Origin of the sequence: Thermus caldifontis (assembly GCF_003336745.1) — a bacterium.
In the GTDB taxonomy this organism is placed as follows: domain Bacteria; phylum Deinococcota; class Deinococci; order Deinococcales; family Thermaceae; genus Thermus; species Thermus caldifontis.
This window is the reverse complement of sequence record NZ_QGMX01000014.1, coordinates 17,425-41,444: the sequence shown is the minus strand read 5'-3', so window position 1 is coordinate 41,444 and position 24,020 is coordinate 17,425. Positions and strand designations below refer to the sequence as shown.

Genomic DNA, 24,020 nt, shown 5'->3' with positions numbered 1-24,020 from the left:
GGGCCTTGGGTAAGGTGGGAAGGTGGTGCGGCTCCTCCTTCTCCTCCTTGCCATCCTCGGCCTACTCTTTTGGTCCCTCCGGCCTCCGCCTAGGCCCTTGCCCACGGAAGGCGTGCGCCTTAAGGGGGTGGAGTTTTACCTGTTCCCCGAGGAGGAGGGGGTGGAGTGGCGGTTTTCGGCCCAGGAGATGGTGGAGGAGGGAGGGGTCTTCCGCATCCAGGGCGGGCTTAAGGGCGAACGGTACGTGGAGGACCGGCTGGACCTGCGCCTTTTTGCCCCCGAGGTGGCCGTGGAACCGGGGGACAACCTGCGGGCGCCCTACGCCCGGGTGGAGATCCTGAAAGGATGCTTCCGCCTCGAGCTTTCCCGCCCCGAGAGGGGCGAGGTCCTCATCCGGCAGAAGGAGGGGTTTTTTGCCCCCTGGGTGCGGATTGAGGCCCCTAACCTCAGGGGAGAGGCCCAGGGCTTTCGTTCGGATTTCGGCCTGGAGCGCATGGAGGCGGAAAGCCCGCGGTTTGAGTTTCCGGCCGGAGGCACGTTTGGACCTTGTACCGTGGAGGGAGGTAGCTCATGAGACCGTGGCTTTGGACGTTCCTTTTGGGTTTGGCTTTGGCGGCTTCCGGGGTGCGGGTCATCCAGGTGGAGGGGGGAAGGCTTTCCGGTGACCTGCGCTATGGGCCCTGGACCTTTGAGGGGGAGGTGAGGGGCCGGGTGAAGGACCTGGAGATCCGTTCCCCCAAGGCCACCCTCACTGCCCCCAAGGGCAAGACCATGCAGGAGGCGGAAGGGGAGCGGGAGGCCCGCTTTGAGGGCGGGGTGGTGGTGCGCCGGGGCCGGGTGGAGGCCAGGGGGCCGGTCCTGGTCTACCGGGAGCGAACCGGGGAGGGGGAGCTTTTGGGCCCGGCCCGCATGCGGCAAGAGCCCAAACCAGGAGAGGACCCGGTGGAGGTGGAGGCCAGCCGCATGACCTTCCAGGTGGATACGGACACCTCCACCAGCGAAAACGCCCTTCTCCGAAGCGGCAACCAGGAGGGCCGGGCGGGTTTCGTCTATTACGAGGAGGAAAAGGGCCTGGCGGTGTTCACCGACCCCAAGGAGGTGGTCCTCGTCCGCAAGCGCAGGGATGGGGACCTGGTGATCCGGGCCAAGGAGGTGCGAAGCCTCACCGGACCCAAGAGGCTCATCGCCACCGGGGGGGTGCGGCTACAGGACGGGGATCTGGTCACCACGGGGGATAGCCTCTACTACGACGACACCACCGGGGAGGCCATCGTCTTGGGTAAGCCAGCGGTGAGCGAAAACAGGAAAGAGGGTTTTAAGCTTTCAGGGAACACGCTCCAGCACAATGTAAACCGCCACCAGGTGCGGGTGTACGGCAAGGCCTTCCGCCTCCCGGTGGAGGAGTTCCGCAAGCTCTCGGAGAGGTAGACCTTGGCCTTCAGGTGGTTCCTCCTCTTCCTCGTGGCCTTGGCCCTGGCCCAGGAGGTGTACCGCCCCCAAGTGGAGCTGGTCCGTAAGGACAAGAAGGTGGTGGCCTGGGTGAGCGGGGAGGAGGGGAGCCTCTTCTACGCCGACTACGGGGACCTCCTGGTGGGGGAGCTCCAGGCCCTCTCCTCTGAGAGGGTCCAGGTGGAGGGCCGGGTATTCTTCCGGGATGCGGGAAGCGCCCTCGAGGAGGGGCTGAAGATAGGGGAGAGGGTGGAGGTGGCCTACAACCCCGATTGGGAACAGGAGGGGCTTCCCTACCTGATGCGTTTGCGCCGGGCTGGGGAAGGGAAAGGGGAGCGCTACCTCCGGCTCGTCCTCTTTGACCCCAAGGGGGTAGAGGTGCGCCTGGGGGAGGAGGTGGAGGCCAAGGGGCCCTTGGCGGTGGTGGAGCGGGGCGGGGTGGAGGAGCTCTTCCTCTCCGGGGGGGAGGCCCGGTACCTGGAGGAGGAGGGCCGGCTGGAGCTCAGGCCGGCCCCTGGGAAGGTGGCGGTGGCCCAGGGGCGGGTGCGGGTGGAGGGGCAGAGGCTCCGCTACCACAACGATACGGGGGAGGCTTTCCTGGAGGGGCCTTTGCAGCTTCAGCGGGAGGGGGAGAAACCCCTTTCGGGTAAGGCGGGCTCCCTGCGCTATCTTCTGGACGAGGATCGGCTCTGGCTTCTCGGGGGGGTGGAGTTCACCCAGGGGGGACGGACCACCAAGGCGGAAAGGGCCCTCCTGCGGGAAAAGGAAGGGTACGCTTACCTCTTTGGCGGGGTGGAAAGCCAGGACGAGAAGGGCCAGGTGCGGGGGGAAAGGGTGCGCTACGCCTTAAGGACCGGGGAGGTGGTGGTCCTAGGCCAGGTCAAAGGGGAGTTTCAGGGCGATTAGGCGGAAACGCCCGCCATCAGAAGGCCCAGGCGCTCCTCCCTGGCCTCCTCGGGGGCAAGCTCGCCCACGATCCGCCCCTCGTACATGACCAGGATCCGGTCCGACAGGCTGATCACCTCGGAGAGGTCCGCGGAAACCAAAAGCACCGCCAGGCCCTGGTCGCGGGCCTCCACCAGGCGCTGGTGGATGAACTCGATGGCCCCCACGTCCACGCCCCGGGTGGGCTGGGCGGCGATGAGGAGGCGGGGCCCCCGCAAAAGCTCCCTACCCACCACGATCTTTTGCTGGTTCCCCCCGGAAAAGCGCCGGGCGGAAAGCTCGGTGGAGCGGGGGCGCACGTCAAAGGTTTCCACCAGGGCCCGGGCATGCTCCTCCATGGCCTTCCCGTCCAGGAAGCCCAGGAAGCCCCGGAAGGGGGGGCGGCGCTGGTCTCCCAGGATGGCGTTTTCCCGTACGGAAAAGTCCAGGACCAGGCCCCGGGCGAGCCGGTCCTCGGGGATATGGCTCACCCCCGCTTCCCGTACCCGCAGGGCCTGGTGGGGAAGGGGGTGGCCCAGGTAGCGCACCGTGCCCCGGTACTTGCGCAGGCCCGCCAGGGCCTCTACCAGCTCCGTCTGGCCGTTGCCCTCCACCCCGGCGATGCCCACGATCTCCCCAGCCCGCACGGAGAAGCTTACCCCCCTTAGCCTTGGGGGCGCCTCGAGGCCCTCCACCTCCAGCACCACTTCCCCGGGCCTGGCGGGGCCCTTTTCCACCCGCAAGACCACTTCCCGGCCCACCATCATCCGGGCCAGTTCCTCCAAAGAGGTCTCGGGGGTCCTCACCGTGCCCACCACTTTGCCGTCCCGGATCACCGTGACCCGGTCGGACACGGCAAGCACCTCCTTCAGCTTGTGGCTGATGAAGATGGCGGCGTTTCCCTTGGCCACGTAAGCCCTCAGGAAGCGGAAAAGCTCCTCGGCCTCCTGGGGGGTTAGGACGGCGGTGGGCTCGTCCAGGATGAGGATCTTGGCCTGGCGGTAAAGGGCCTTGAGGATCTCCACCCGCTGCTGCAGGCCCACGGGGAGGTCCTCGATGCGCTCGTCCAGGGGAACCTGGAAGCCCAGCTCCTCCATGAGGGCGGTGGCCCGCTTCCGGGCCTCTTCCAGGTTGAGGTAGAGGGGGCTTCCCGGCTCGAGGCCCAACACCAGGTTTTCCAGCACGGTAAAGGGTTCCACCAGCATGAAGTGCTGGTGCACCATGCCGATTCCGTGGGCGATGGCGTCCAGGGGGCTTTTGGGCCGGTAGGGCTTTCCATCCACCCACATCTCCCCTTTGTCCGGGGGCTGAAGGCCGTAGACGATCTTCATCAAGGTGGATTTACCCGCCCCGTTTTCCCCCACCAGGGCCAGGACCTCGCCCCAGTTCAGGTCCAGGCTGATGCGATCGTTGGCCAGGACCAGGGGGAAGCGCTTGGTGATGTCCTTTAGGACCAGGGCCTTTGAGGTAGTTCCGCCGACCTCCACGCCCGGAGTATACAAAAAGGCCGGGAGGTTCCCGGCCTTTTGCTGAGCCCGCCTTCCTAGCGTTTTTCGGGCACCTTAAGCTGGCCCTTGATGATCTGCTGCTTCAAGACCTCCAGCTTGCTGATCACGGCGGCCGGGATCAGGGCCTTGTTGTACTCGTCCAGGGCGTACCCCACCCCGTTGTTGGCCAGGCCGAACTCCCGCACCCCGCCCTTAAAGGCCTTCTGCACCACGCTCTTGATGACCTCGTAGGTGGCCACGTCCACCCGCTTCATCATGGAGGTGAGGCCGTGGTTCAGGGTGCTGGGGTTATTGTCGGTGTCCCCCAGGTAGTTCTGGTTGGCGTCCACCCCGATGAAGAAGAGGGGCGTGGCCTTGGTGCCGTCGGTGCCGCAGGTCTTGGTGTAATCGGCGTACTTGGGCACCTTGGCGTAGGGGTCGGCCTTGCGCACAAAGCGGATGGCCCCGCCCTCCTTGAGGCACTTGGCCTGCTTCACGTAGTCGATGAGGCCCAGGCCCGAGCCGCCGGCAGCGGCGTAGATGATGTCCGCCCCCTGGCGCACCTGGCTGGCGGCGATCTCCTTGGCCTTGGCGGGGTCGTTCCAGGCGGCGGGGGTGTTGCCCACATAGCCCACCAGGACCTTGCCCGGGATCTTGTCCTCCTTGAAGGCGTACTCCGCCCCGGCCCGGAAGCCCGCCTCAAACTTGTGGATGAGGGGGATGTCCATGCCGCCGATGAAGCCCACCACCCCGGTGCGGGTCATCTTACCGGCGATGTAGCCCACCAGGAAGCTCCCCTCGTGCTCCCGGAAGACCAGGCCCACGGCGTTTAAAAGCTTGCCCTCCCCGGGGACGGCATCAATGACGGCAAAGTTCACCTTGGGGAACTCCTTGGCGGTGGCGGTGATGGCGGGCTCGTTGGCGAAGCCCACCCCGATCACCAGGTCAAAGCCCTCCTCGGCGAAGGTGCGGATGCCCTGGCCCACCTGGGAGGGGTCGGCGGGCTCAAAGTCAAAGAGCTTGATCCCAAAGTCCTTGGCCGCCTTCTGCGCCCCTTCCCAGGCGGACTGGTTGAAGGAGCGGTCAAACTTACCCCCAGCGTCAAAGGCGATGCCCACGCGGACTTGGGCCAGGCTCAGGCCCAGGGCCAGTACTGCCAAAAGGGTTACGATACGTTTCATCTGCCACCTCCTATGGCATTTCGCCGTAGGGCATTATACCGGGTTGGGTAAACTCAAGGCATGACCCTGGAGGAGGCTCGCAAACGGGTAAACGAGCTACGGGACCTGATCCGCTACCACAACTACCGCTACTACGTCCTGGACTCCCCCGAGATCTCCGACGCCGAGTACGACCGGCTTTTGCGGGAGCTTAAGGAGCTGGAGGAGCGCTTTCCTGAGCTCAAAAGCCCCGACTCCCCCACGGAGCAGGTGGGGGCAAGACCCCTCGAGGCCACCTTTTGTCCCATCCGCCACCCAAGCCGCATGTACTCCCTGGATAACGCCTTCACCCTGGAGGAGGTCAAGGCCTTTGAGGAGCGGGTGGAGCGGGCCCTGGGGAGGCAGGGTCCCTTCGTGTATACGGTGGAGCACAAGGTGGATGGGCTCTCCGTGAACCTGTACTACGAGGAGGGGGTTCTGGTATGGGGGGCCACCCGGGGGGATGGGGAGACGGGGGAGGAGGTGACCCAGAACCTCCTCACCATCCCCACCATTCCCCGGAGGCTTAAGGGGGTGCCGGAGCGCCTCGAGGTCCGGGGGGAGGTGTACCTGCCCATAGAGGCCTTCCTCCGCCTGAACGAGGAGCTGGAGGAAAAGGGGGAGCGGATCTTCAAAAACCCCAGGAACGCCGCCGCCGGCTCCCTCAGGCAGAAGGACCCTCGGATTACCGCAAGGAGGGGCCTCAGGGCCACCTTCTACGCCCTGGGCCTAGGCCTGGAGGAAAGCGGGATACGGACCCAGTTTGCGCTTCTCCATTGGCTAAAGGAGAAGGGCTTCCCCGTGGAGCACGGCTTCACCCAGGCCCAAGGGGCAGAGGGGGTGGAGAGGGTTTACCAGGCCTGGCTTAAGGAGCGGCAGAACCTGACCTTCGAGGCGGACGGGGTGGTGGCTAAGCTGGATGAACTCTCCCTTTGGCGGGAGCTGGGCTATACTGCAAGGGCTCCGCGGTTTGCCATCGCCTACAAGTTCCCCGCCGAAGAGAAGGAAACCCGCTTGCTGCAGGTGGTCTTCCAGGTGGGGCGCACGGGTAGGGTCACGCCGGTGGGCGTCTTGGAGCCGGTTTTGATAGAGGGGAGCGAGGTGAGCCGGGTTACCCTTCACAACGAAAGCTACATCGAGGAGCTGGACGTGCGCATGGGGGACTGGGTCCTGGTGCACAAGGCGGGGGGGGTGATCCCCGAGGTCCTGAGGGTCCTGAAGGAGAGGAGGACGGGGGAGGAGAGGCCCATCCGCTGGCCAGAAACCTGCCCCGAATGCGGCCACCGTTTGCTGAAGGAGGGCAAAGTCCACCGTTGCCCCAATCCCCTGTGCCCCGCCAAGCGCTTTGAGGCCATCCGCCACTACGCTTCCCGCAAGGCCATGGACATCGGAGGCCTGGGGGAGAAGCTCATTGAGAAGCTTTTAGAAGCGGGGTTGGTGAAGGATGTGGCCGACCTGTACCGGCTTAGGGAGGAGGACCTGGTGGGCCTGGAGCGCATGGGGGAGAAGAGCGCAGGGAACCTTCTCCGCCAGATTGGGGAGAGCAAGGGCCGGGGTCTGGAACGCCTCCTTTACGCCTTGGGGCTACCGGGGGTGGGGGAGGTCTTGGCCCGCAACCTGGCAGCCCACTTCGGCACCATGGACCGGCTCCTGGAGGCCACACCAGAGGAGCTCCTCCAGGTGGAGGAGGTGGGGGAGCTCACCGCCCGGGGGATTTACGAAACCCTGCAGGACCCCGCCTTCCGTGATCTGGTGAGGCGCCTGAAGGAGGCCGGGGTGGAGATGGAGGCCAAGGAACGGGGCGAAGAGGCCCTAAAGGGCTTTACCTTCGTCATCACCGGGGAGCTTTCCCGCCCCCGGGAGGAGGTGAAGGCCCTTTTGCGGCGCTTGGGGGCCAAGGTGACGGATTCCGTGAGCCGTAAGACCAGCTACCTGGTCATGGGGGAGGCCCCAGGGAGCAAGCTGGAGAAGGCCCGGGCCCTGGGGGTGCCCATCCTCACGGAGGAGGAACTCTACCGGCTCATAGAGGAGCGTACGGGCAAAAGCCGGGAAGCCTTGCTGGCCTAAGCGGGCTCCGGGGGAAAGAGCTTGGTTAGGGCCTCCTCCAGCCGGGAACCGGAAAGCCCAAGCGCCCGTAGGGCCTTCTCGTAAAGCTCGGGGGTGAGAAGCCCCCGTAAGGCGCGAACCTCCGTCTGGGAGAGGTGGGCTCCCTTTAGCACGTGTTCCTCAAAACTCCCCCAGGCCAGGGGCACGTGGGCCTTGACGATCTCGGCGATGGCCTGGGCGTACTGCCGGATCTCCCACTGGGCGTGGGGGTCCAGGCGCAGGGCCAGGAAGTGGAAGAGGTTGTGCAGGTCCTGCTTCCAGTAAAACTCCGTGTACAGGTTTAAGGGGAGGACCATCCGGGCCATTTCCCGGGCGATGCCCTTTTCCAGGAGGGTCTGGTAGGCCTGGTAGGCCTCTCTCTCCACCCCTTTTAGAAGGCGGGAGGCTTCCTCGTCGGGGAAGGCCCCTTCCGAGCCCTGCTTGTTCCTCCTGGCCTGGTGGCGCCAGGCCTTGGGTTCGTAGAACTCCTCCTGCAACACGGAGTAGCGCCCAGAGATCTCGTTCACGCTGGCGGTGCGGTGGCGAAACCACTGGCGCACCACGAAGATGGGGGCCTTGACGTGGAACTTGAACTCCACCATCTCAAAAGGGCTGGTGTGGCGGTGGCGCATGAGGTAGTCGATGAGGGCGGCATCCTCCCGCACCGTCTTGGTGCCCGGGCCGTAGGAAACCCTGGCCGCCTGGACGATGGAAGCGTCGTTCCCCATCGCCTCCACCAGGCGGACGAAGCCCTTGTCCAGTACCGCAATCTCCATGACCTAGAGTCTACTTGCCCTTTGGCCCAAAGGGGTCTACCCTAAGCTCATGCGGGTCCGCACCCCCTTTGCCTACGGGTGGCGGCATGGCCGGTATAGGCCTTGGTCGCGGGCGAAGCCCGTGCTTGGCTTCTTGGGCCAGCGGCTTGTAGGATGGATGGGCTTTTGGGGCTTGGTGGCCCTTTTCTGGAGTGGACATGTTGAGGTTGTCTGATTTTCCCCTACCGGACGAGCGGGGACGGTTTGGTCCCTATGGAGGAAGGTACGTTCCTGAAACCTTAATCCCGGCCCTCGAGGAGGTGGAGGCCGCCTACAGGGAGGCCAAGAAGGACCCCGCCTTTTTGGCGGAGCTGGAGCACTACCTCAGGACCTTTGCCGGCCGGCCTACCCCCCTTTACCACGCCAAGAGGCTTAGCGAGTACTGGGGCGGGGCCCAGGTGTACCTGAAGCGGGAGGACCTTCTCCACACCGGGGCCCACAAGATCAACAACACCTTGGGCCAGGCCCTCCTGGCCCGGCGCATGGGCAAAAAGCGGGTTATCGCCGAAACCGGGGCCGGGCAGCACGGGGTCTCCGTGGCCACGGTGGCGGCGCTTTTCGGCCTGGAATGCGTGGTCTACATGGGGGAGGAGGACGTGCGGCGCCAGGCCCTAAACGTGTTCCGCATGAAGCTTCTGGGGGCGGAGGTGCGCCCGGTGGCGGCGGGAAGCCGCACCCTTAAGGACGCCACCAACGAGGCCATCCGCGACTGGCTCACCCATGTGCGCACCACCTTCTACATCCTGGGCTCGGTGGTGGGCCCCCACCCCTACCCCATGATGGTGCGGGAGTTCCAAAGCGTCATCGGGGAGGAGGTGAAGGAGGAGAGCCTGAGGATGTTCGGCCGCTACCCCGATGCCCTCATCGCCGCCGTGGGTGGGGGGTCCAACGCCATCGGGCTTTTCGCCCCCTTCGCCTACCTTCCCCCAAGGGAGCGTCCCCGGCTCATCGGGGTGGAGGCCGCCGGGGAGGGGCTTTCCAGCGGTAGGCACGCCGCCAGCATCGGGGCGGGGAAGCGGGGGGTGTTGCACGGGAGCTACATGTACCTCCTTTACGACCACGACGGCCAGATCACCCCGGCCCACTCGGTTTCTGCGGGGCTGGATTACCCAGGGGTGGGGCCGGAGCACAGCTACTACGCCGACCAGGGCATCGCCGAGTACGCGGGGGTGACGGACGAGGAGGCCCTGGAGGGCTTCAAGCTCCTCGCCCGCCTGGAGGGGATCATCCCCGCCCTGGAGTCCGCCCATGCCATCGCCCACGCGGCCAAGGTGGTGCCGGAGATGGATAAGGACCAGATCGTGGTCATCAACCTCTCGGGCCGGGGGGACAAGGACGTGACCGAGGTGATGCGCCTTCTGGGAGGGGAGCTATGACCACGCGGGAAGCCTTTGCCCGGGCCAAGGCCGAGGGCCGGGCCGCCTTGATCCCCTACCTCACCGCCGGCTTTCCCAGCCGGGAAGGCTTCTTGCAGGCGGTGAAGGAGGTGTTGCCCTACGCCGACCTTTTGGAGATCGGCCTTCCCTACTCCGATCCCCTGGGGGACGGTCCGGTGATCCAGCGGGCCAGCGAGGAGGCCTTAAGGAAGGGGATGAGCGTCCAGGGGGTTTTGGAACTCTTCCGGGAGGTGCGGGCCCTCACCGAAAGGCCCCTTTTCCTCATGACCTACCTGAACCCCGTCTTAGCCTGGGGTCCGGAACGGTTTTTTAGCCTTTTCCAGCAGGCGGGGGCCACGGGTCTCATCCTCCCCGACCTTCCTCCCGATGAGGATCCCGCCCTGGTGCGCCTGGCCCAGGAGATAGGCTTGGAAACGGTGTTTCTCCTGGCCCCCACCTCCACGGACCGGCGGGTGGAAACCGTGGTGGGCTACGCCACCGGGTTCATCTATGCGGTCTCCGTCACCGGGGTCACCGGGGAGCGGGAGCGCCTGCCCGAGGAGGTGCGGGACCTGGTGCGGCGCATCAAGGCCAGAACCTCCTTGCCCGTGGCGGTGGGCTTTGGGGTTTCGGGAAGGGAAACCGCAGCCCAGGCGGCGGTGGCCGACGGGGTGGTGGTGGGAAGCGCCTTGGTGCGGGCCCTCGAGGGGGATAGGCCCCTGGCCCCTCTCCTCGAGGAGATCCGCCAAGGGCTTTTGCAAAAGGAACCCGCTTAGGCCAGGGGGAGCTCCACGCCCTCTTCCAGGAGGGCCTTGGGGTCTGGATACCGCAGGATGCGGTAGAGGGGGTCCCGCTCCGCAGGCCGGAAGCCCGCATCCACGATGTGGCGCACGATCTCCCGCACCGTGGCGTGGGTGCGCCCATGCCCCCCGGCCGCCGAAACCACGTTCTCCTCCAGCATGGTGCTGCCGAAGTCGTCGGCCCCGTAGTAAAGGGCGGCCTGGGCCACCTTGAACCCCAGGGTGGGCCAGGAGGCTTGGAGGTGGGCGAAGTTGTCCAGGGTGAGCCGGGCGATGGCCAGGGTTTTCAGGTACTCGTGGGCGGTGGCCCCCGGGGCCTTGCCCTTAAGCCGGGTGTGCTCCACCTGCAAGGTCCAAAGGGCAAAGGCGGCAAAGCCGTTTTGGTACTTTTCCAGGGCCTTGTCCTGCTGGGCCCTTAGGCCCAGCAGGTGGGCGGTGCGCTCCCTTGGCCCTTCCCCAAAGCCGATCACCATGCTGGCCAGGGTGTAAAGCCCCAGGGCCTGGGCGGCATCCACGATGCGGTACCAGTCCGCGGTCTTGATGCGGGCGGGGGCGGCCTTGTGCCGCACCTCGTCCACCAGGATCTCCGCCCCGGCCCCCGGCATCCCATCTAGGCCAGCCTCCATCAGCTTTTCCAAGATCTCCTTGGCCTTAAGCCCCGTGAGCCTTTCCAGCCCTAGGATCTCCTCGGGGCTGAAGGCGTCGATGCGCAGGTCGGGGAAGCGGTTCTTGAGGTAGCGGAGAAGGTCCAGGTACCACTCCAGGGGAAGCTCGGGGTTCACCCCCCCTTGCATCAGGATGCGCCTTCCCCCCACCTGGTAGAGTTCCTCTACCTTCTCGGCGATGGCCTCAAAGGTGAGGGTGTAGGCATCCTTCTGCCGCCGGGTGCGGTAAAAGGCGCAAAAGGCGCAACCCACCGTGCAGACGTTGGTGTAGTTGATGTTGCGGTCTATGAGAAAGGTCACCACCTCTGGATGGGTTTTCTGAAGGCGCACCTCGTGAGCGGCGGCAGCCAGCTCGGGCAGGGGGAGGTCAAAAAGGGAGAGCACCTCGGTTTCGGTAAGCCTCTCCCCCCCTACGGCCTTTTCCAGAACATCCATGGGACCCATGCTACACCTTTCGGACCCCCTGGGGTTGGGTCTTGGGCCACGGATACAATGGGGGCATGGAACTCAAGCTCATCCCCATAGAGAAGCCGGAAAACCTCAACGTCATCCTGGGCCAGGCCCACTTCATCAAAACGGTGGAGGACCTCCACGAGGCCTTGGTGACCGCCGTGCCGGGTATCAGGTTTGGCCTTGCCTTCTCCGAGGCCAGCGGCAAGCGCCTGGTGCGGCGTTCCGGCACGGATCCCGAGCTTATGGAGCTTGCGGTGCGGAATATCCTCAACCTGGCGGCAGGGCACACCTTCCTCATCGTGTTGGGTGAGGGGTTTTACCCCATTAATGTGCTCCACGCGGTGAAGGCTTGCCCTGAGGTGGTGCGCATCTTTGCCGCCACCGCCAACCCCCTCCAGGTGGTGGTGGCCGAGGAGGGGGAAGGGCGGGCCATCCTGGGGGTTATGGATGGTTTCAAGCCCCTAGGGGTAGAGGATGAGGCCGAGGTGGCCTGGCGCAAGGACCTCCTCCGCCGCTTCGGCTACAAACTTTAGCGCCCCCTTATTGGCAGCCAGGGGGGTTGGGGTAAGATGCCCTCATGGAGCTTGGAACCCTTGCGCCCGATATCGCCCTGCCGGACCAAGAGGGGCGGATCCACCGGCTTTCCGATTACCGGGGGAGGTGGGTGGTTCTCTACTTCTATCCCAAGGACGATACCCCCGGGTGCACCAAGGAGGCTTGCGGCTTCCGTGACCGTATGGGGGATTTGCAGGAACTGGGAGCCGTGGTCTTAGGGGTTTCTGCGGACGATGTGGAAAGCCACAAGCGCTTTGCCGAGAAGTACGGTCTCAACTTTCCCCTTCTTGCTGACCCCGAGCGGCGAGCCATCCTGCCCTATGGGGCCTGGGGGAAAAAGAACCTTTATGGCAAGGAGTACGAAGGGGTGTTGCGCCAGACCTTCCTGATAGACCCTGAAGGGCGCATCGCCAAGGTATGGAAAAAGGTGTCCCCTGAGGGGCACGCCGAGGAGGTGGCCGAGGCCTTGCGGAGTTTGCGGGGGTTTTAGCCATGGAAAGACCCTTGGAATCGTATAAGAAGGAGGCGGCCCACGCCGCTGTGGCCTATGTCCAGGATGGCATGGTGGTGGGCCTGGGCACGGGGTCCACGGCCCGGTATGCCGTCTTGGAGCTGGCCCGGCGGATTAGGGAAGGGGAACTCAAAGGGGTTGTGGGGGTCCCCACCTCGGAGGCCACCAAGGACCTGGCCCTTAGGGAGGGGATTCGCGTGGTGGAGCTTCCTCCGGAGGGGGTGGACCTGGCCATAGACGGGGCCGATGAGATCGCTCCGGACCTTTCCCTGATCAAGGGCCTGGGCGGGGCTCTCCTGCGGGAGAAGATTGTGGAGAGCAACGCCAAGGAGTTTATCGTGATCGCCGACCACACCAAGAAGGTGCCCGTGCTGGGCCGGGGGGTGGTGCCGGTGGAGATCGTGCCCTTTGGCCATCTGGCCACCTTGAAGGCCATCCGCGCCCTGGGCGGGGAGCCGGAGCTCAGGATGGAGGGGGATGAGTTTTACTTCACCGACGGGGGGCACTTGATCGCCGATGTGCGCTTTGGTCCCATTGGGGACCCTCTGGGCCTGCACAAGGCCCTTTTGGAGATCCCCGGAGTGGTGGAGACGGGGTTTTTCGTGGGGTTGGCCACCCGGGCCCTGGTGGCGGGGCCCATGGGGGTGGAGGAGATACTCCCGTAAGGTGTAGAATCGGACCCATGAAGGGCATGCCCCATGCTTAGGGCGGGAGGGCCTTCCCGCCCGGGGCGCATGCCCCGGTTTTTCTTGGAGGAGGGATGGAAAAGGTTTTTTACATCACCACCCCCATCTACTACGTGAATGCGGAACCCCACCTGGGCCACGCCTACACCACGGTGGTGGCGGACTTCCTGGCCCGCTGGCACCGGTTGGACGGATACCGGACCTTTTTCCTCACCGGCACCGACGAGCACGGGGAAACCGTCTACCGGGCGGCCCTGAAGGCGGGAGAGGAGCCAAAGGCCTTTGTGGACCGGGTATCCCAGCGCTTCCGCAAGGCTTGGGAGCTTTTGGGCATCGCCTACGACGATTTCATCCGTACCACGGAGGAGCGGCATAAGCGGGTGGTGCAACGGGTCTTGCAGAAGGTCTACGAGGCTGGGGACATCTACTACGGGGAGTATGAGGGGCTTTACTGCGTAAGCTGCGAGCGCTTCTACACGGAGAAGGAGCTTCAAGGGGATCTTTGCCCCATCCACGCCCGCCCTGTGGAGCGGAGACGGGAAGGGAACTACTTCTTCCGCATGGAGAGGTACCGGGAGTGGCTCATCGACTACCTCCAGACCCACCCCGACCTCATCCGGCCCGAGGGGTACAGGAACGAGGTGCTTTCCATGCTCTCCGAGCCCATTGGGGATCTTTCCATCTCCCGGCCCAAGGCCCGCGTCCCTTGGGGCATCCCCCTGCCCTGGGATGAGGCCCACGTGACCTACGTGTGGTTTGACGCCCTTCTCAACTACGTTTCCGCCCTGGGCTACCCCGAGGACCCCCGCTACGCCACCTTCTGGCCCCAGGCCTGGCACCTGATCGGTAAGGACATCCTGAAGCCCCATGCCGTCTTCTGGCCCACCATGCTGAAGGCGGCGGGGATTCCCATGTACCGGCACCTGAACGTGGGGGGGTTCCTGCTGGGGCCGGATGGCCGCAAGATGAGCAAAACCCTGGGGAACGTGGTGGACCCCTTTGCCCTCACGGAGAAGTACGGCCGGGATGCGGTGCGCTATTACCTTTTGCGGGAGATTCCCTATGGCCAGGATACGTCGGTGAGCGAGGAGGCCTTGAAGGCCAGGTACGAGGCGGATCTCGCCGACGACCTGGGCAACCTTCTCCAGCGCACCCGGGCCATGCTCTTTCGTTTCGCTGAGGGACGCATTCCCGAGCCGGTTCCCGGGGAGGAGCTGGAGGAGGGCACGCGCCTTGCGGGACGCCTCAGGGGTCTGGTGCGGGACCTTCGCTTCCACGTGGCCCTCGAGGAGGCCATGGCCTACGTCAAGGCCATAAACCGCTACATCAACGAGAAGCGTCCCTGGGAGCTTCACAAGAAGGACCCGGAAGGTGCCAAGGCGGTGCTCTACCGGGCGGTGGAGGGCCTGAGGATCGCCTCCATCCTCCTTACCCCGGCCATGCCGGGCAAGATGGCCGAGCTAAGGCGGGCCTTGGGCCTGAAGGAGGAGGTGAGCCTCGAGGAGGCGGAGCGCTGGGGCCTGGCGGAACCCCTTCCCCTTCCCCAGGAGGCGGGGGTTCTCTTTCCCAAGGAAAGCCCAAGGGAGGAGGCCAGGGGAGGCAACATGGAGGGGACCAAGGAGGATCGCTTCATCGGCATGGAGGACTTCGCCAAGGTGGAGCTTAGGGTGGCCCAGGTGGTGGCGGCGGAGAAGCACCCCAACGCCGATAAACTCCTGGTGCTTAGGCTCTCCCTGGGGAGCGAGGAGCGCACCGTGGTTTCCGGCATCGCCCAGTGGTACCGCCCCGAGGACCTGGTGGGGAAAAAGGTGGTGGTGGTGGCCAACCTCAAGCCTGCCAGGCTCCGGGGCGTGGAGAGCCAGGGGATGATCCTGGCGGCATCCGAGGGGGATAGGCTGGCCCTGGTCACGGTGGAGGGGGAGATTCCCCCGGGGGCGTTGGTGAAATAGCCCTTGGCCCAAGAGGGGTGGGGATGGTGGGGCCCCACCTGGGCCTGTCAGGGTGGGGTGGTCCAAAGGGGCCGGGGAAAACCCGGCCCCTTGGCCTTTCCCGGCTAGCGGGTGGCGTTCAGCTCCTCCAAGGCCCGCTTGAGGATGGCGTCTTCTTCCAGGTCCAAGACCGCCTGCCCCCGCTCCTCGGGGAGGGGCCGCTGGCGCTGGGGCTCGGCGTAGGTGAACTTCCCCTCGGCATCGGCCTTGACCTTCACCGTCTTCCCGTTTAGGGTCACGGTGACCTCAGCCCCAGGAGGCGCCCCGGCCCCTTGCAGGGAGAAGGGGGTGGGGAAACGGGTGTCCTTGACCTCGATGTCGGGCTTCAGGCCCTCCTTGTTGATGGCCCGGCGCTTAGGGGTGAGCCATTCAAAGGTGACCAGGGTGAGCTCCCCCCCGTTGGCCAGGGTGTAGGGGGTCTGGCCCACGCCCTTGCCGAAGGTCTTTTCCCCGATGATCTTGGCCCGGCCGTAGTCCTGCAGGGCCCCGGCCACGATCTCGCTGGCGGAAGCCGAGTTCCCGTTCACCAGGACCACCATGGGCCCATCCCAAAGGGGCTTTCCCGAGGCCTCGCACCAGACCCGGGTGAGGTTCTTGGTGCGGGTGTAGACGATGGGGCCTTCCTTCAAGAAGGCGCTGGCCACGGCGCACCCCTGGTCCAGGAGGCCGCCCCCGTTATCCCGCAGGTCAAAGATGAGCTTCTTGATGCCCTGGGCCTTGAGCCCGTCAATGGCCTTCTTAAGCTGGTCCTCCACCTTGAAGTTGCCGAAGGTCTCCAGGGCCACATAGCCCACGTCCCCGATCCTGCCCGTGGAAACCGAGACGATCTCCACCTTTTCCCGGATGAGCTCAAAGACCAGGGGGGCGGGGGTCCCTTCCCGGCGCACCTTGATGGTGACCTTGGTGCCCTCCCGGCCCCGGATCCGGGCCACCACCTCCACCAGGGGAAGACCCGTGACGTCCTCCCCGTCCACCTCGAGGATCACATCCCCGGCCCGCATCCCCGCCCGCTGGGCAGGCAGGCCCTTCATCACCCCCTCGATCTTGGCCCCGGTGCCGTCGGGATTGGCGGGGGAGAGGGTGGCCCCGATGCCGAAGAACTCGCCCCTTAGGTCCTCCTGGCGGACGCTGGCCCGCTGGGGGGGAGAGTAGCTGGTGAAGGGATCCTTCAAGGCGGAGACCATGCCGCCGATGGCCCCTTCCAATAGGGCGTTGAGCTTTTCCCGGGGAAGGGTTTCCAGGTAGTCCTGTTGGATCCTTTGGTAAACCTCCAACAGGGCCTGGCCGTTGGGGTTTTGCAGGAGGTTTTCCGCCTGGGGCCTTGGAAGCTGGGCGTATACCAGGGCCAGGATCACCCCGAGCCCTGCGAGGAACCACGCGCGTTTTTTCATCTCTTCCCTCACCTAGCCTCTACTATAGCGCCCCACCATGAGAAACAACCGTGGTCTGTCTTCCGTATAGTAAGGGCATGATCGCCTTCCACCGGGTGGGCCTAGAATACCCCCGCACGGGGACCAAGGCGCTTTACAACGTGAGCCTCGAGGTGAAGAAGGGGGAGTTCGTCTACGTGGTGGGGCACTCGGGGGCGGGAAAGTCCACCCTGCTTTCCCTGATCCTGCGCCGGCTCCTTCCCACCCAAGGAACGGTGTACTTTGGCGGACAGAACCTGAAGCTCCTCAAGGGGGACCAGGTGGCCCTCCACCGCCGCCGGATCGGCATGGTCTTCCAAGACCACCGCCTCCTTTCCGACATGACGGTGGAGGAGAACCTGGCCTTTGTCCTCCGGGTGCAGGGGGTTCCCCAGAGGGAGTGGGGGGAACGCATCACCACCGCCCTGCGCCGGGTGGGGCTTTCCCACAAGAAAAGGGCCTTTCCCGAGGAGCTTTCCGTGGGCGAGGCCCAGCGGGTGGCCATAGCCCGGGCCTTGCTCCTGGACCCCCCGGTGATCCTGGCGGACGAGCCCACGGGGAACCTGGACCTGGAAAATGCCCTGCAGGTGCTGGATATCCTCAAGGCTGCCCACCAGCGGGGGGCCACGGTGGTGGTGGCCACCCATAGCCGCGAGCTCCTGGAGGCCTACCCGGCCCGGGTGGTGGTGCTGAAGGCGGGCCAGGTGGTGCGGGACGAACGTCCGGGGGAAGGTGGTAGCATAAGGGTAAGGGAAAGCCCTGACCGGGGCGGAAAGGAGGGCGTATGAAGGTCTACAAACTCATCGGTCGTAACCTGGAGATCACCGACGCCATTCGGGACTACGTGGAGAGGAAGCTTTCCCGCCTGGACCGCTACCAGAATGGGGAGCTCATGGCCAAGGTGGTTCTTTCCTTGGCGGGCAGCAACCACGTGGCCCGCAAGGCCAAGGCCGAGGTGCAGGTGGACCTCCCCGGGGGGCTCGTCAGGGTGGAGGAGGAGGACCCTGACCTTTATGCGGCCATCGACCGCATGGTGGACCGGCTGGAAACCCAGCTGAAGCGCTACAAGGAGCGGCGCTTCGTAGGCAAGCGGCACACCTACCAGGGGCCGCTACCTCCCGAGGTGCGGGACCTCGAGGCCCTGCGCAAGCCCGAGGAGGAGGAAGGCCCCAGGATCGTCCGGGTCAAGCGCTTTGAGATGAAGCCCATGGACCCCGAGGAGGCCGCCTTCCAGATGGAGGCCTTGGGCCACGACTTCTTCGTGTTCCGCAACGCCAAGACGGACGAGATCAACGTCATCTACCGCCGCAAGGACGGCAACTACGGGCTTATTGAGCCCGCATAACCAAGGTTTTCAGTAGTAGGCGGAGGGATCCACGAAGCGGGTCTCTCCGCCCACGCGTACCGCTACCCTGAACTCCACCTCCTCCGGGCGGATGAGGAGGCCGCCCCCCGTGTAGCCGAGAAGCTGGCCCCTTTGCACCCTTTCTCCCTCCTGGACCAAGGGCTCCTGCAGGTTGGTGTAGACGGTGGAAAGGGTTTCCGTGTGCACCAGCATCACCGTGTAGCCCAGGTTGGGCAGGTAGAGGATCCCGGCCACGTACCCGTCGGCGGCAGCCTGTACCGGGCTTCCCGGAGCGGGGCCCTGGATCACCTGGAAAGGCCCTTCCTGCCCATAGGGCACCAGGATCCTGCCCCCGGGCACGGGAAAGGCCAGCCGGCCCACGGTGGCGGGCAAGGGGGGAGGGGGTACCACCACGCTGGCCTGGCGGGGTGAGGGTTGGCTGGCCGCCTGGCGGCGCTCGGCCTCCTGCCTCCTCCGCTCCTCCTCCCGCCTTCGCCGCTCCTCTTCCTGGCGCTTAAGCTCCAAGAGGCGTTGCCGTTCCGCCAGCACCCTGGCCTGGAGGGCGGCCAGCTGGGCTTGGAGGCGTTGCCGTTCCAAGAGGGCGTCCCGGAGAAGGGCCCTTTTGCCCTGTTCTTCCTGCCTAAGGCCGGAGAGGGTGGCCTCCAGCTCCTTCTTCTGCCCTTCCAAGGCCCTTTGGGTTTCCCCGAGAGCCTTTTCCTTGGCGGTGAGGTCGGCGAGGAGAAGGCCTAGGCGCTCCCGCTCTTCCCTTAGGGCCTTCAAGGTGGCCTGAAGGGTACGGACCAGCTCCGCATCCCGCTCCGAGATGTACCCCACCCAGCGGGCTCGCACCGCCAGGTCGGTAAAGGACTGGGCCCGGAGGAGGGGGAGGTAGCGGCCGGCTTTCTCCCGGTGCAGGCTTCGCATCAGGGCCTGGAGCCGCTCCTTTAAGCTTTCCAGGTCCCTTTCCAGCTTGGCGATGCGCCCTTCCGTCAGGCCGATTTCCTCTTTCAACTGGGCGATCTGCCGGCTTAAGGCAGCGCGCTCCTTCTCCAATCGGGCGATCTCCCCCTCGAGGCGGGCTTTCTCCTTAAGCAGGTTCTCCACCCGGGTGGATAAGCGGGCAAGCTCCTGGTTTAGGAGGCGGATTCGCTTTTGGCTTTGCTCCTCCAGGGCCTTGGCCTGGTTCAGCTGGTCTTCCAGGTTGCGCACGGTGCGCTCCTGGGCAGGCACGTTCTGGGCCAAGACCCCCAGCAGGAAGCCCGGGCACAGAACCAGGGGAAGGAGGATCCAGGGGAAACCCATCCTAGACTTCCCTCAGATAGGACCGGGTGGCCATGAAGGCCCCACCGGCCCCCAGGACCACCGCCAGGGCTAGGACCATGAGCCCCGTCTGGGAGAGGTCCTTGACCCCCAGCACGGGCAGAAAGGGAAGGAGTCCCTGGAGGCCCTGGGCCAGGCCCCGGTACAGGAGGCTGCCGAAAGCCACCGCCAGGAGGCTGGCCCCCAGGGTGAGCAGGATCCCTTCCACCACGAAGGGAGCCTGGATAAACCGCCGGGTGGCCCCCACCAGGAGCATGATGCCCAGGGCTTCCTTCCGGCTTTCCAGGGATAGGCGTATGGAGCCCATGACGCTGAAGAAGGTGTTGAGGAGAAGAAGCCCCACCAGGACCCCCATGGCCAAGCGGCTTCCAGACAGCACCTGAACCAGCCTTTCCGTTAGCTCGCCTCCGTATTCCACCCCCTCTACCCCCGGAAGCTTCCTGAGCCTTTCCGCCACCGTGCGCACCGCCTCCGGGTCCTTAAGCCTCAGGCGCAAGGTGTCGGGCAAGGGGTTCTCCACCAGGTCCTTGGCTTCGGCCAGGTAGGGGTAGTCCAGAACCAGCTGGGCCAGGGCCTCCTCCTTGCTCTGAAGCCGCACCTCCCCCACTTCACCCCAGCCCTGGATCTCGCTGAGGATGGCTTCCACATCGGCCCCTTTTTGCAGGAAGGCCGCCACTTCCAGTTCCCTCTCCAGGGTATGCACTACCCGCTCCAGGTTCCATAGGACGAGGCCCAGAAAGTAAAGGAGAGCGAAGGAGACGAGGGCGGTAAAAAAAGTGGCGAGACTGGCCGTGGGATGACGGAGAATCTGCCGCAGGCCCTCGCGGAAGGCGTACATGCTTTACATCTTACGCCCCTGGCTTGAGAAAAGGCTTGGGAGGGGGTAAAGAAGGCGTGGGCGGGGAGCGTGGCTTGAAACGTGCTCCCCGGCCTGCCCTTCTGGTCCAGCCTGTTACCCTAAAGGGTATGAAGCCTTTTCTACTGGGTCTGGTCCTGGGAGGGCTTCTTGGGGTGGGGGTAGCCTGGATGGGGCGGCCACCTGGGAGCGGGTCCTTGTGGGGGGTCCCCGCTTCCTGGGCTGCCGGGTCCGTACCCGTCCAAGAGGTTTTTCCCCCGGGCGGGGAGGGGTGCGAACCTCAGGTTTATCTCTTTTGGAACGGAGAGTTTTTCCGCATGCTCCCGGTGCCTGGGGGGGAGCCCCAGGAGCTTTTCCCGGTGGAGCCCGTTCCTAACCCCTTTGGCGGGTCCTAGGCGGGGGAGAGGTAACGCCGCAAGGCCACTCCTAAGAGGGCCAAAAAGCCTCCCAGGACCCCCAGAAACCCAGCAGCCTCCCCGGGCATGACCTCGAGGCGCACGGAGCGGGCGAGCTTCTGGTAGAGGTCGGAAAGCTCCTTTTCCGAGGCCACCAGGTAATACCGCCCCCCGGTGAACTCCGCCAGGGACCAGAGGAGTTCCTCGTCCACCTCAAAGGCCCCCGGGAAGAAGCCAAAGGCGCTCACCGGATCCTCGGGGCCTGGGGTCCATCCCGGTACCCCCACCCCCACGGCGTAGATGCGCACCCCCATGCGGGAGGCCTCGGCCGCCGCCTCCAGGGGGTCCCTGCCCGTTCGGTTCCTGCCGTCGGTGAGGAGGAGGACCTCCCCTTCGCCCCCTGCCTCCCGGATGTTGTGCAGGGCTTCCAGGATTCCCTCCCCTATGGCGGTGGAGCGGCCGAACTCCAGGCTGTCCAGGCTTTCCTTTAGGAGCCTGCGGTCGGTGGTGGGGGGGTGGACGGTCTGGGCGTTGCCGCTGAAGGCCACGAGCCCAATCCTTAGGGCCTTGGGTGCCTCTCGGAGGAAGGCCCGGGCGGCTTCCTTGGCCGCCTCGAGGCGGCTTGGCTTCAGGTCGGCTGCCATCATGCTGCGGCTTACGTCTATGACCAGGATCGCCACGTTTCGGCTTGCTTGGCCGGGGAGGGGCATCAGCGGTCTTGTGGCTGCCAGGACCAGGAGGCAAAGCCCAAGGAAAAAGAGGGCTGGGGGCAACCAGGGAAGGATTCCCCGGGACTCCCGGGCCGCCTGTTGCAGCAGGGGGACCAAGGGATGGGGCAAGCGGGCCTTGGGGCGCCTTGGATAGAGGCCCACCAGCAAGAAGGCCAAAAGGATGAGAAGGCTTAGGGCCTCGGGGGCCTGAAGGCTCACGGCCACCTCCCTTCCCGGGCCAGGCTCAGGTAAGCGCCGAAGGAAAGGCATAGGAGCCCAGCCACCACCAGGGCCTGGGTGAGGTCCAGGGTCTGGGTTCGCCATACCCGGTAGGGGCGGAGGGCCCGGTAGAGGGGTTGGAAATCCTCACCGAGCGCCTGGCCCCCGGTGGCCTGGGCCAGGCGCAGGAGGCTCAGGGGATTGGTGGGCACGAAGTAAAGCCCTTCCCCGATGCGGCTCACCGCTCCCTTGGGGTCGCCCAGGGGGCGCACGAAGATGGGGAGGCCTGCCCGGGAGAGCTCTTTAGCCGCCTCGAGGGGATCGCTCCCGGCGTTGGCAGCCCCATCGGAAAGGAGGAGGATAGCGGCGGGGGGTTTCACCTGGGGAAGATCCCCCTCTGGCCCCTTGGGCCGCAGGATCCGCTGGGCCTGGAGGAGGCCTTGGCCCAAGGGGGTGGTCCCCCCGGGTTTGAGGCCTTGCAGGGCCTTAAGGAGGGCCTGGCGGTCCCGGGTAGGGGAGAGGACCAGGACCGCCTGGGGTCCGAAGCTCACCAGCCCTACCTTCACCGAGGGATCCAGGCCGCGAAGGAAGCTTTGGGCCAGGGCCTTGGCCCGCTCCAGGCGGGTGGGAGTTTCGTCGTCTGCGGCCATGGAGTGGCTGGTGTCCACCACCAGAAGGGCCTGCGTGAGGTTCTCCCGCCAGGGAAGGGGGGCTTCGAGGCGACCTGCCGCCAGTAGGAGGAAAAGAGGGGCCAGGAGGAAGGGAAGGGGTAGGGGCTTAGGCCCTGGGAGGAAGGCGGGGTCCAAGGCGGAGAGAAGCCGCCTCCGCCCGGCCCGCCCCAAAAGCCAGAGGAGTAGCCCCCCTGCGCCCAGGAGGAGAAGGCCTAGGAGGAAGCCCTCGGGGCTTTTAAATGCCACCAACGCCTCCTTTCCACAAACCTGAGGAGGAGGGGAACCAGGTCCATCTCCGTGGAGGCCACCAGGAAGTCGGCACCGGCTTTAAGGATCTCCCGTACCCGGGCCACCCTCAGGGCCTCAGCCCTTTGGCGATAAGCCTCCCGTACCCTTGGGTCTAAGGTGTTTACCTCCACCTGGGCCCCGGTTTCCGGGTCAAAGAAGGAGAGCACCCCTGCCTGGGGTAGGGCCCGCTCCAGGGGATCTTCCACCAGGACCGCCACCAGGTCGTGCCGGGCGGCCAGGCGGGAAAAGGGGGCGGAAAAGGAGTCCAGGAAGTCCGAGAAGGTGAAGACCAGGCTCCTGCGCCTGGCCACCCTTTCCAGAAGCCCCAAGGCTTCCCCCAGGGGAAGCGGCTCCCCGCCCTTAAGGGCCTCCCGGGCCAGGAGGAGGGCCTGGGCCTTGCCCCCTTTGGGGGGCAGGAGGCCCGAGGGCAGGATAGCCCCCACCCGGTTCCCATGCCGGAGGGCGATGTAGGCCACGCTCAGGGCCAGCTCCAGGGCCAGGGTGTACTTTTCCCGCCTCCTAGAGCCAAAGCGCATGGAGGGGCTTCCGTCCAGGAGGAGCCAGAGGGTGAGCTCCCGCTCTTCCCGAAAGCGGCGCACGTGTAGCTCCCCCGTGCGGGCGGTGGCGGGCCAGTCGATGCGCTCGGCTTCGTCCCCGGGGTTGTAGGGGCTGATCTCCGCAAGCTCCAGGCTCTTGCCGTAGAACACCCCCCGGTAGTCCCCGAAGAGGAGCCCATCCAGGGGACGCACCACCTTAAGCTCCAGGCGGGCCAAGAGGGCTTCGGGCGTCTCCATGAGGGTCGTGGAGGGGCACAAAGGGCGGGGGAAGGCGCTTTAAGATGGCTTCCAGCACATCTTCCACCCGCACGCCCTCCGCCAAAGCCTGGTAGGAGAGGATCACGCGGTGGCGGAGGGCGTCCAGGTACAGGTCCCGCACATCCTCCGGAAGGGCGTGGGCCCGCCCCCGGACCAGGGCCAGGGCCTTAGCTCCCTGGACCAAGGCCAAGGAGGCCCGGGGGCTTGCCCCGTAGGCCACAAAGGGCTTCAGGTCCTTAAGCCCCGCACCTTCCAGGTCCCGGGTGGCCTGGACCAGGGCTACGGCGTGCTCGGCCACCTTGGGGTGGACGTAGACGCGGTCGGCCAGACGGGCCAGCTCCGAAACCTCCTCCAGGGAAAGCACCTGGGCTACCTGGACCTCCTCCCCCGTGGTCATGCGCCCCACGATGAGGAGCTCCTCGTGGAAGGCGGGGTAGCCCACCACCACCTTGAGGAGGAAGCGGTCCAGCTGGGCCTCCGGCAGGGGATAGGTGCCCTCGCTTTCTATGGGGTTTTGTGTGGCCAGCACCAGGAAGGGCTTGGGCAGGGGGTAGGTTTCTTTGCCCAGGGTCACCTGGCGCTCCTGCATGGCCTCGAGGAGGGCCGACTGCACCTTGGCTGGGGCCCGGTTGATCTCGTCCGCCAAAAGGAGGTGGGCGAAGATGGGACCGAGCTCGGTCTTGAACTCCCCATCCCTGGGGTTGTAGATGCGAGTGCCCAGGAGGTCAGCGGGCACCAGATCGGGGGTGAACTGGATTCTCTTGAAGTTCCCCCCTACCGCCTGGGCCAGGGTCTTCACCGCCAGGGTCTTGGCCAGCCCCGGTACCCCCTCGATGAGGAGGTGGCCCCGGGCAAGAAGGGCCACCAGCATCCTCTCCAGGAGGTGGTCCTGGCCCACGATAACCCTCTTGACCTCCCTTAAAAGGGCCCGGAGCCTTTCCCCTGCTGCCAAAAAGGGTTCTTCTTCCCAGGCCATACCCACCCCCTAAAGGTTTCCCC

Annotated in this window: 24 protein-coding genes; 13 read left to right on the top strand and 11 right to left on the bottom strand. The window is 65.6% G+C overall.

The window, feature by feature from the left end; genetic code table 11:
* The first annotated feature begins 22 nt into the window (after positions 1 to 22).
* From DK874_RS09200 to DK874_RS09190, 3 genes are read left to right on the top strand one after another with little or no spacing between them, the layout of a single operon-like run.
* Entirely contained in the window at positions 23 to 574 is a 552-nt protein-coding gene (locus DK874_RS09200; RefSeq protein ID WP_162798769.1) for a hypothetical protein, read from the top strand.
* Positions 571 to 1,428 carry an LptA/OstA family protein gene (locus DK874_RS09195; RefSeq protein ID WP_114313729.1) on the top strand — a complete coding sequence of 286 codons (858 nt, stop codon included), beginning with the start codon at positions 571 to 573 and terminating at the stop codon, positions 1,426 to 1,428. The genes DK874_RS09200 and DK874_RS09195 overlap by 4 nt, the downstream gene beginning before the upstream one ends.
* A gap of 3 nt (positions 1,429 to 1,431) precedes the next feature.
* Complete coding sequence (locus DK874_RS09190) at positions 1,432 to 2,355, top strand: LptA/OstA family protein (protein ID WP_114313728.1); 924 nt, start codon at positions 1,432 to 1,434, stop codon at positions 2,353 to 2,355.
* Here the strand turns inward: DK874_RS09190 and DK874_RS09185 are convergent.
* A complete protein-coding gene (locus tag DK874_RS09185) occupies positions 2,352 to 3,860 on the bottom strand; it encodes an ABC transporter ATP-binding protein (protein WP_114313727.1) in 1,509 nt (502 codons plus the stop codon). The genes DK874_RS09190 and DK874_RS09185 overlap by 4 nt on opposite strands.
* 56 nt (positions 3,861 to 3,916) lie before the next feature.
* Positions 3,917 to 5,041 carry a BMP family lipoprotein gene (locus DK874_RS09180; protein WP_114313726.1) on the bottom strand — a complete coding sequence of 375 codons (1,125 nt, stop codon included), beginning with the start codon at positions 5,039 to 5,041 and terminating at the stop codon, positions 3,917 to 3,919.
* 60 nt (positions 5,042 to 5,101) lie between these two features.
* Between DK874_RS09180 and ligA the strand changes: the two genes are divergently transcribed.
* Entirely contained in the window at positions 5,102 to 7,126 is a 2,025-nt protein-coding gene (gene ligA, locus DK874_RS09175; protein ID WP_114313725.1) for an NAD-dependent DNA ligase LigA, read from the top strand.
* On the opposite strand, the gene thyX is transcribed toward ligA, so the two are convergent.
* Positions 7,123 to 7,920 (bottom strand): FAD-dependent thymidylate synthase, encoded by a 798-nt coding sequence (thyX, locus tag DK874_RS09170; protein ID WP_114313724.1) that lies wholly within the window; start codon positions 7,918 to 7,920, stop codon positions 7,123 to 7,125. The two genes, ligA and thyX, sit on opposite strands and share 4 nt — an antisense overlap.
* 197 nt (positions 7,921 to 8,117) lie before the next feature.
* On the opposite strand from thyX, the gene trpB reads away from it, so the two are divergent.
* Together trpB and trpA are read left to right on the top strand one after the other, a co-directional pair.
* A complete protein-coding gene (trpB, locus tag DK874_RS09165; protein ID WP_114313723.1) occupies positions 8,118 to 9,335 on the top strand; it encodes a tryptophan synthase subunit beta in 1,218 nt (405 codons plus the stop codon).
* On the top strand, positions 9,332 to 10,111 hold the full coding sequence (gene trpA / locus DK874_RS09160) for a tryptophan synthase subunit alpha (protein WP_114313722.1): 780 nt from the start codon (positions 9,332 to 9,334) through the stop codon (positions 10,109 to 10,111). Before trpB ends, trpA begins: the two co-directional genes overlap by 4 nt.
* Here trpA and mqnC read toward each other — a convergent pair.
* Positions 10,108 to 11,244 carry a cyclic dehypoxanthinyl futalosine synthase gene (gene mqnC / locus DK874_RS09155; protein WP_114313721.1) on the bottom strand — a complete coding sequence of 379 codons (1,137 nt, stop codon included), beginning with the start codon at positions 11,242 to 11,244 and terminating at the stop codon, positions 10,108 to 10,110. The two genes, trpA and mqnC, sit on opposite strands and share 4 nt — an antisense overlap.
* Positions 11,245 to 11,300: 56 nt before the next feature.
* Here mqnC and DK874_RS09150 point away from each other — a divergent pair, with 56 nt between their 5' ends.
* From DK874_RS09150 to metG, 4 genes are all read left to right on the top strand, one after another.
* Entirely contained in the window at positions 11,301 to 11,786 is a 486-nt protein-coding gene (locus DK874_RS09150; protein ID WP_114313720.1) for an adenosine diphosphatase, read from the top strand.
* 44 nt (positions 11,787 to 11,830) lie between these two features.
* A complete protein-coding gene (gene bcp / locus DK874_RS09145; RefSeq protein WP_114313719.1) occupies positions 11,831 to 12,298 on the top strand; it encodes a thioredoxin-dependent thiol peroxidase in 468 nt (155 codons plus the stop codon).
* Positions 12,299 to 12,300: 2 nt separating this feature from the next.
* Complete coding sequence (rpiA, locus tag DK874_RS09140; protein ID WP_114313718.1) at positions 12,301 to 12,984, top strand: ribose-5-phosphate isomerase RpiA; 684 nt, start codon at positions 12,301 to 12,303, stop codon at positions 12,982 to 12,984.
* Between the two features lie 95 nt (positions 12,985 to 13,079).
* On the top strand, positions 13,080 to 14,954 hold the full coding sequence (metG, locus tag DK874_RS09135; protein ID WP_114313717.1) for a methionine--tRNA ligase: 1,875 nt from the start codon (positions 13,080 to 13,082) through the stop codon (positions 14,952 to 14,954).
* Between the two features lie 104 nt (positions 14,955 to 15,058).
* On the opposite strand, the gene DK874_RS09130 is transcribed toward metG, so the two are convergent.
* Positions 15,059 to 16,384, bottom strand: coding sequence for a S41 family peptidase (locus DK874_RS09130; RefSeq protein WP_114313716.1), 1,326 nt, complete (start codon positions 16,382 to 16,384; stop codon positions 15,059 to 15,061).
* 77 nt (positions 16,385 to 16,461) lie between these two features.
* Here DK874_RS09130 and ftsE point away from each other — a divergent pair, with 77 nt between their 5' ends.
* Both ftsE and hpf read left to right on the top strand, forming a co-directional pair.
* On the top strand, positions 16,462 to 17,190 hold the full coding sequence (ftsE, locus tag DK874_RS09125; RefSeq protein ID WP_114313715.1) for a cell division ATP-binding protein FtsE: 729 nt from the start codon (positions 16,462 to 16,464) through the stop codon (positions 17,188 to 17,190).
* Positions 17,187 to 17,747 (top strand): ribosome hibernation-promoting factor, HPF/YfiA family, encoded by a 561-nt coding sequence (gene hpf, locus DK874_RS09120; RefSeq protein ID WP_114313714.1) that lies wholly within the window; start codon positions 17,187 to 17,189, stop codon positions 17,745 to 17,747. Before ftsE ends, hpf begins: the two co-directional genes overlap by 4 nt.
* Before the next feature lie 9 nt (positions 17,748 to 17,756).
* On the opposite strand, the gene DK874_RS09115 is transcribed toward hpf, so the two are convergent.
* The gene (locus DK874_RS09115; protein WP_114313713.1) at positions 17,757 to 19,049 is read right to left on the bottom strand and encodes a murein hydrolase activator EnvC family protein; all 1,293 of its coding nucleotides are present in this window, start codon (positions 19,047 to 19,049) and stop codon (positions 17,757 to 17,759) included.
* A gap of 1 nt (position 19,050) precedes the next feature.
* Positions 19,051 to 19,905: a cell division protein FtsX gene (locus DK874_RS09110; RefSeq protein WP_114313712.1), complete on the bottom strand. Its 855-nt coding sequence runs from the start codon at positions 19,903 to 19,905 to the stop codon at positions 19,051 to 19,053.
* 128 nt (positions 19,906 to 20,033) lie between these two features.
* On the opposite strand from DK874_RS09110, the gene DK874_RS09105 reads away from it, so the two are divergent.
* A complete protein-coding gene (locus DK874_RS09105; protein ID WP_114313711.1) occupies positions 20,034 to 20,318 on the top strand; it encodes a hypothetical protein in 285 nt (94 codons plus the stop codon).
* Here the strand turns inward: DK874_RS09105 and DK874_RS09100 are convergent.
* From DK874_RS09100 to DK874_RS09085, 4 genes are read right to left on the bottom strand one after another with little or no spacing between them, the layout of a single operon-like run.
* Positions 20,315 to 21,247 (bottom strand): vWA domain-containing protein, encoded by a 933-nt coding sequence (locus DK874_RS09100; RefSeq protein WP_114313750.1) that lies wholly within the window; start codon positions 21,245 to 21,247, stop codon positions 20,315 to 20,317. The two genes, DK874_RS09105 and DK874_RS09100, sit on opposite strands and share 4 nt — an antisense overlap.
* Positions 21,244 to 22,164: a vWA domain-containing protein gene (locus tag DK874_RS09095; RefSeq protein ID WP_114313749.1), complete on the bottom strand. Its 921-nt coding sequence runs from the start codon at positions 22,162 to 22,164 to the stop codon at positions 21,244 to 21,246. The genes DK874_RS09100 and DK874_RS09095 overlap by 4 nt, the downstream gene beginning before the upstream one ends.
* A complete protein-coding gene (locus DK874_RS09090; protein ID WP_114313710.1) occupies positions 22,131 to 23,000 on the bottom strand; it encodes a DUF58 domain-containing protein in 870 nt (289 codons plus the stop codon). The genes DK874_RS09095 and DK874_RS09090 overlap by 34 nt, the downstream gene beginning before the upstream one ends.
* Positions 22,960 to 23,997, bottom strand: a complete 1,038-nt coding sequence (locus tag DK874_RS09085; RefSeq protein WP_114313709.1) for an AAA family ATPase — start codon at positions 23,995 to 23,997, stop codon at positions 22,960 to 22,962. Before DK874_RS09085 ends, DK874_RS09090 begins: the two co-directional genes overlap by 41 nt.
* Positions 23,998 to 24,020 lie beyond the last annotated feature (23 nt).